9 protein-coding genes are annotated in these 7688 nt (G+C 32.2%); all 9 read left to right on the top strand.

Annotation, left to right across the window (positions count from 1 at the left end; translation table 11 throughout):
• The first annotated feature begins 122 nt into the window (after positions 1-122).
• Positions 123-704, top strand: coding sequence for a hypothetical protein (locus tag ACFQ13_RS06030; RefSeq protein WP_386115201.1), 582 nt, complete (start codon positions 123-125; stop codon positions 702-704).
• 177 nt (positions 705-881) lie between these two features.
• A complete protein-coding gene (locus tag ACFQ13_RS06025; protein ID WP_386115198.1) occupies positions 882-1334 on the top strand; it encodes a hypothetical protein in 453 nt (150 codons plus the stop codon).
• A gap of 149 nt (positions 1335-1483) precedes the next feature.
• A complete protein-coding gene (locus tag ACFQ13_RS06020; RefSeq protein WP_386115196.1) occupies positions 1484-2167 on the top strand; it encodes a hypothetical protein in 684 nt (227 codons plus the stop codon).
• Between the two features lie 144 nt (positions 2168-2311).
• Positions 2312-2893 (top strand): hypothetical protein, encoded by a 582-nt coding sequence (locus ACFQ13_RS06015; RefSeq protein WP_386115193.1) that lies wholly within the window; start codon positions 2312-2314, stop codon positions 2891-2893.
• A gap of 165 nt (positions 2894-3058) precedes the next feature.
• Positions 3059-3595, top strand: coding sequence for a hypothetical protein (locus ACFQ13_RS06010; protein ID WP_386115191.1), 537 nt, complete (start codon positions 3059-3061; stop codon positions 3593-3595).
• A 254-nt stretch (positions 3596-3849) separates the two neighbouring features.
• Complete coding sequence (locus ACFQ13_RS06005; RefSeq protein WP_386115189.1) at positions 3850-4377, top strand: hypothetical protein; 528 nt, start codon at positions 3850-3852, stop codon at positions 4375-4377.
• A gap of 45 nt (positions 4378-4422) precedes the next feature.
• Entirely contained in the window at positions 4423-4611 is a 189-nt protein-coding gene (locus ACFQ13_RS06000) for a hypothetical protein (RefSeq protein ID WP_386115186.1), read from the top strand.
• A 13-nt stretch (positions 4612-4624) separates the two neighbouring features.
• On the top strand, positions 4625-7267 hold the full coding sequence (locus tag ACFQ13_RS05995) for a hypothetical protein (protein ID WP_386115183.1): 2643 nt from the start codon (positions 4625-4627) through the stop codon (positions 7265-7267).
• Between the two features lie 178 nt (positions 7268-7445).
• Positions 7446-7688, top strand: a 243-nt coding sequence (locus tag ACFQ13_RS05990) for a hypothetical protein (protein WP_386115180.1), incomplete at its 3' end; no start/stop codon positions are given.

Genomic DNA, 7688 nt, shown 5'->3' with positions numbered 1-7688 from the left:
TATCTATTAAAAATTTAAATATTTATTTACTAAATTGGCTTATTAAAAACCCGAAGGAATAGCTTTTTAAATCCCTTACTATTCATATATTTAACCGTTGGCAAACATTTGACAGAACATCTATGAAAAACATTATACTGATTTTACTATTAACTTTAAGCTTACAATCTTTCGGACAAAATAACTACCGAATTGAAAAGAGCATTTGGAGTTACACAAAGCCTTCCGAATATATTACGAGAGTAGACAATTTTGAGAAAGACAGAAAAACTGGAGAAAACTATGTTAAAAATCAAAATGACGGAACTACAGTTTCGACTCACGACAAAATACTTGTCTCAATAGCAAAAACTGATTCAGTACAAATGAATGTTGTTTTAGCGAGTTATAAAGACAATGGAAATATTGAAAGGTTTACGCTAAAAGGTTATGCTGAAAAATTAGGAGAATATTTCAAGGTAAATCCAAAGAACGATAATCCGAAAAATATAGTGACTGTAAAAGTTAATGAACTGATAATTGATGAAACAACGTTTTATGTGATTAGCAAAACCATTAATTATTCCGAACAAAACTATTCTTACACTTCTGATTATTATGTAACAGAAATTCAAGGAAAAGAATTTTCGATAGCAGCTGTTTATGACAATGAAACTGATAAACAGAAAATTGAGAAATCGATATTGGAATCAACATTTGAATAAAAATAAAAAAACGATTTGCCAACACCGTGTATAATTAATTGCTTTATTGAGATTACTTGCGAAAATTCCTGCGGAATTTTCACGGGTTCGTAAAAGTTTGCTAACTTAGTTGTCTAACCACGCAACTAATCATACACAAAACCGTTAGCAAACATTTAAGAAAAACCGCAATTCGAATTGAAAAAAAGATATTTAATAATAATTTCCATTTTACTAACTATACTTTCCTTTTGGCTCGGAATGAAAGTAGAACGTGAATTTGCAAGTTGGGACGAAATCGGTAATCCTGTATTTGAAAAGGAACAGATTTACTTTCCGAATAAAAAAACCTCTCTTTATCTGAAAAGTAAAAATTGGGGATTGACTGGCGACCATAAAATTTCTGTGCTTTCTACGAAGTCGGACTTTGAATTTCAACCTGACTCAATATCTGAATATATTTTTCACGGATTTGGTGGAATAATATACAAAGTAGAAAATAACACTCTGAAAATCTACTCGCATCAAAAACCGAAAATTCCACCGAAATTTGAATCGGAAATAAACGTGGAATTAATAGAAATTAAGAATAATTCGGAATGGAATAAACTGAATGACAAAATAAAAAATGAATACCAAAAATTTGAATAAAAAACGATTTGCTAACACCGTGTATAATTAATTGCTTTGTAAGTGCTCATCTGGAATATTCCTTCGGAATATTCTCAGGTTCGTAAAAGTTTACTAAATTAGTTACTTAACCACGCAACTAAGCATACACAAACACGTTGTAAAACATTATGAAAAAAACGAAACGCATTATCATTTTGTCAATTATTTTACTTGGAACAAGTTACAACCTAACTGCACAAGAGATCATTGACAAACTTACTAAAGAATTATGTAAGTGTATTGAAAAACAAGAAGTGAAAAATACTACTGAAATGGAACCTTGTTTTGAGGATTTACTGATAAGTAATTTAAAAGAGATTAAGGAACATTACAAAGCAGAAACGATGGACGACATAAATATGGAAGAAGTCGGAAATAAAATCGGTGCAAAAATGATTAAAGAATGTCCTTATGTTCTAGATAACTTTCCATCTGGAGTTATTGGAAACGAGGAAAAACTTACTAAACAACCTGATTTAAAATGTGACGATTTAAAAAAAGGAGACTTTTATTACCTAACTGAAAGACCTGAAGTTGGAATTGTCGACACAACATTTGTTACGATATCAAACAATATGTTTTTAGAACGAATGAAAAATGGTCGAACATACTCATTACTTGATATACAATGGAAAGATAATTGTGAATTTGATTTGACATTTAAGGAAAGTAATGACCCAATGAAAAAGGAGTTTAGTAAATCCGGAGATGTTTACGAATATGAAATACTAACAAACGGAAATAAATCACTCTTTTTAAAAACAACTTGGATGGAAAGAAGTTATCAATTTGAGCTGATTAAAATAAAATAACGTTTTACAACAACGTGTATAATTAATTGCTTGGGCAAGTGCCTAATTGGAAAATTCCTGCGGAATATTCACGGGTTCGTAAAAGTTTGCTAACTTAGTTGCTCAACCACGCAACTAACCATACACAAACACGTTGTAAGCAATATGAGAAAAGCCTTATCGATACTAATTTTACTTCTGATTTATTCCTGTGAAAAGTCCGAATATAAAACGATTGACTTTGGCTCATTTGAATTAACTGTACCTCAAAATTGGAAAGAATATGAAATCAAAGGAACTGACAGTTATGTTGGCGGATTAGTTACTAATGAACAAGATACTTTGATTTTTGATTTGGGTTGGTATTCTGGAGATTTGACAAAAAACATTGAAATATTTGTATTTAGCGAAACCGAATATTCTGAATTCTCTGAAAAACAAAAGAGTCGATTAAAAAAGGTAAAACATTTAATAGTCGATAACGAATTTACTGCTGAATATGACGCAAAAGAATATCTAAAATATAAATTTACCAAAGACAGTGTTGCTTGTTTTTCAGCGAAATTTATCGAGCCGACAAACAAAGGTTTTGGTGCGAGCGGAATTTATATAGACAGTTTAAAAGGTAGTAGAAAAACTCATAATAAAACATCAATGAGTTTTTATGGAAATGATTTATCGGAATCCACTCAAGCGGAATTTTTCAAAGCTCTGAAAGGAATGGAATTTAAAGATTATTGTAAATAAAATACTGCTTACAACACCGTGTATAATTAATTGCTAGGTTCTTCCCTACTTGCGAAAATTCCTGCGGAATTTTCACGGGTTCGTTAAAGTTTGTTAACTTAGTTGCTTAACCACGCAACTAACCATACACAAACACGTTGGCAACAATTTAAACTCATAACGTTAATGAACAAATTACTTTTGACTTTTCTTATTGCTTTAACTGTAAGTTTTCAATCCTGCGCTCAATCGACTTATGAAAATATAACATATTCATATCAAGCAAAAATACCAACAGATTGGAACTTAGTTGGTGAAATTAAAAATGACACTATTCAGAATTTTTCTATTACGGAATGGACTCTTCCAAAAGTTATTTCTGAATCACAAGAAATTGAGGTTCAGAATTCTATAGAAGTATACGCTTATGAAAACAATGATATTAAAAACATAAAAGAACTAATAAATCACGAAAAACAAAAATGGCAACCCTTTCTATTAAAAACGGATATTTCACAAGAGGGCTCTGAATTTTCAAGAGAAGTTATAACTACCTCAAAAATTCCAAGTTTTGACCATAAGTCAAAAAAATATTTTATTTACAAAAATGGAATCTGTTATAGAATACAGTTGGTTTGTACAATTGATACTTTTGACAAAAATTTTTCTGATTTTGAAAATTTCTATACGGAATTTAAAATTATAGAAAATAAAAAGAAATAAAAAACTGTTGCCAACACCGTGTATAATTAATTGCTTTTTAGAGCTTACTTGCGAAAATTCCTGCGGAATTTTCACGGGTTCGTTAAAGTTTGCTAACTTAGTTGCCTAACCACGCAACTAACCATACACAAACACGTTAGGCACAATGCGTGAGCAAGTTTCTGAAAAAATTAACATAATGATAATGTTAATTGTGGGAAAACCGTAATTACGAACAATTATATTTCTTTAATTTTAAAGAAAATTATTGCTCTATGAAAAAACTACTTTTAGTACTTACAATTACACTTACACTAAACTGTTGTAACAATGACGACGACCAACCAACAAACCCAATTGACCAACTGCCACCAGCAACCCAAACAGGAGAAAACACCTTTGGTTGTTTATTAGACGGAGAAGCTTTTATACCAAGTGGTGGCACAAATCCTTTGGACTGTGTGTATCAATTTGTCAATGGTGAATATTATTTTGGTTTACAAGGCAATAAAAGAGACCAAGATAATCATTTGATTACTATTTCTCTCTCAACGAATGCTTTAGAAATCAATGAGAGCAATTATATTTTAAGAAACAATGAGTTTGGAAATGCTTATGCTGGTTATTTGTATGCAACATTACCATCGTTTACATCACTTAATTATGGAGGTGAATTAACCATCACAAAATTAGATACTGAAAATTACATTGTATCTGGTACGTTTTGGTTTAATATAGAAGACCAAAATGGTACTGTACATGAAATTAGAGAAGGTCGTTTTGATATGCATTACTCAGGTTAAATAGTAGACCTGCTAATTAGTTCATCTTATTAAATACTAAAAATAATGTCTAACCTTTATCTTTATAAATTTATGAAATTCTTCCCGCTTAAATCATGTTTTGTTATTCCATTATTACTTTTTATTAGCCTTGATAGTAATGCGCAAACCATTAATACAGAATGGGCAACACAAATTAACCAAACTTTTTCTGGTTTAGATAAAGATAAAATTCCACATAGTCTGGTACACTAACCAAGCAAGCAATGTGCAAAGTATAGCTATAGATTTTGGTAATGGTTCTGGTTATATTAATATGCCCTTTGATGGTAATTACCAACTGCAATATACCGAAGAAGGTATTTATGATTGGACGTATAAATTAACATTAACCAATGGACAAATATTATACAGCCAAAGCAGGATGATTTTTGAAGAAACTCTATACGATGCCGTTTCTCAATCCACAATAATGAAACGAGCTATTAGCGAGCCTTGTTCAGTTAATGATTTGGGTATCGATCAAGTTGAATTTGTTGGCACTCAAAATTATTTAGGCCAAACTAATACTGCGACTATTGAGATTGACTATTTAGGTAGTAATGATTGTGATGATGGTATCACAAAACCGCTTATTGTGGTAGAAGGCTTTGATAGTGGTTTACTCGGTATGGAAAACGGATTAGGTGATGTAGATTATGAACGTTTTTTTAAAGAAGCAACTATAAATGCAGGAAATTTAGGAATCACAATAACAGACTATGACATCATCTACGTTAATTGGGATAAAGGTAGGGACCATTTGCAGCGTAATGCCTTATTATTAGAAGATATTATACAATGGGTTAATAGTGAAAAGACAGCTAATGGTAGTACAGAACAAAATGTAGTACTCGGTCAAAGTATGGGAGGCGTTATAGCGCGTTATGCCCTTGCAGATATGGAAGATGACCCAGATTTAGACCACGACACCAAGTTATACATTAGTCATGATGCACCGCACCAAGGCGCTAATATACCGTTAGGCATACAATATTTTGCAAGGCATTTGGCAGACCAATTTATTAGTACGCCTTTAGGAGATTATTCCTTTGAGGTTAGTGATGGCGGTAATGCTTCTATACAAGAGATAAGCGCACTTTTTAATGAGACAGGTACACAACAATTATTATCTAACTATATAACATCTAATTTCAGTCTTAATAATGATGTTCATGCAGCATGGCAGGCAGACTTACTGTCTAAAGGCTACCCAACACTTACCAGAAATATAGCCATTAGCAACGGCAGTCAATGCGCCAATACCCAAGAATACGATTATAATGCGTCCTTGTTTAGAATGAACGGAAATGCTAGAACTCGTGTATTAACAGATATACTAGGCTCGTATCTTGGTATTGTAGACGATATTGCTTTAGCTGTTATTTTTGATGAACCTGCTTTAATTCTTGGAGTTCTGCCAGGCTCTAGTCGTTTTGATTTAGATTTTAACGCCAAAGCTTTACCAATAGCAAATACTTCAGAAAATATTTATGAAGGCAACGTATCTTACACAAAACAATTATTATGGTTTATAGATATAACTGTAAATCTTACAGATCGCTCTTATAATAACCCTGTTAACCTTTCTTATGACAATTATTCTGGCGGTAGGTTTGAATTATTTGAAGATATTGACCCTATTGATTATTTTGATGATGATGAAGATTATGATGGAGATGGTGACGATGATTTAACCCAATTTCAAGCAGATATGCTTAATGCTCTTATGGGTTCTGCAAATATTAATTTTAATATAGAAGAAACATTTGGCTTTATACCTACACTAAGTGCTTTAGATGTCGGTAGCGGTAGTACAAATTTAGATAATGACGATTATTTTAGAACTTTCGGTGCTGATAATCCACCAACTGGTAATTTAGGGATTCCTTTTGATAACTTTATAACGGCTTATTTTAATAGTAACAGTGAAAACGAGGAGCACATTTCTTTTAACTTTAGAAATGGTGACTGGCTGGCTGCAGAACTAGATCCAGATGTAGCTATTGATATATTTGATTGTACAGCTTTTTGTAGCAATGCAGAGATAATTGGTGAAGATACTTTGTGTTCTACAGGTGTTTATTCAGTTACGGATCTTGCCACAACGGTTAACTGGACAGTTACAGACCCAAATAATTTAGTGTCATTTACAACAAATGGCAACGAAATAACACTTAATCAATTAGACCCTAACAATTATGGTACTATTTCTATAACTGTAATTTATAGTAATGACGAGTGTGGAGAAATTGAAGTTTCTAAAGAAGATATAGAAGTTGGTATAATACCTTACCATCTAGACAATGCTTTAATTACGGGAGCAACATCAATCTGTGATTCACAATATTATACTTATATCCTTGATGGCTTAAGCCATCCTTGTGTAACCTCTATAGATTGGACAGTTTCAGACAATCTTACCATTATTTCTCAAACCAATACAAGTGTAACAGTTACACGTAATATAGCCAATGACGATTACGCAGGTTTAATTACTGCTAACTTACCTAACAGCAGTTTTGTAATTGAAAAAGGCATTTGGGTTGGTGTGCCAAGTAACGATGGTTTATCCATTCAGAAAATTGGTGTTTATGATTTAACTGTTGGCACGTGGACTAAATTATATGCTCAATACATTCCAATACTTTACCAAGCTAATGAACCTCTAAATATAACCTATGAATGGCAAATACCTAATAGCGCTATTAGAAACTATGATGATACAGCTTACAAGGATGTTATGCCAAATACTTCAGGTCAATTAAATATTGGTGTTAGAGCGGTTTGTGATTGTGGTAATGGCGAATGGCAATATCAACTTTTCGACGTACTCGGAAATGGTGGTGGAAATGAATTAATTCGCAATTGATAAATAGCACTGTGCCTAACACCGTGTATAATTAATTGCTTTGTCGAGCTTACTTACGAAAGTCCTCGCGGACTTTCTATGTCGTAATTATTTGCTAACTTACTCGCTTAACCACGCAACTAACCATACACAAACACGTTAGCCGCCATAAGGACAAATGAGAAACCTAAAATACATATTGATAATATTCATATTTGTTTCTTGTCAACAAAAAGGCGAAACGAAAAAAATAACGAGTGATTTACAAACAGACATAAAAGAAGATAAAGTTAATCGCTCAACTGAATTACTTCCTGAACCTGATATTTTGGATAGGTTAAAAAGTCAAAAAATAATTGTTGACACTTTACAATCCCAAGACAAACTGACATTAGAAGTTTTAGTTAAAGAACCAAACAAAGAAAAATTAACAATCGTACTT

It is taken from the genome of Winogradskyella rapida (genome assembly GCF_042675845.1).
In the GTDB taxonomy this organism is placed as follows: Bacteria; Bacteroidota; Bacteroidia; order Flavobacteriales; family Flavobacteriaceae; genus Winogradskyella; species Winogradskyella rapida.
The sequence above is the reverse complement of the archived record's forward strand: the minus strand, read 5'-3'. Positions and strand labels throughout refer to the sequence as shown.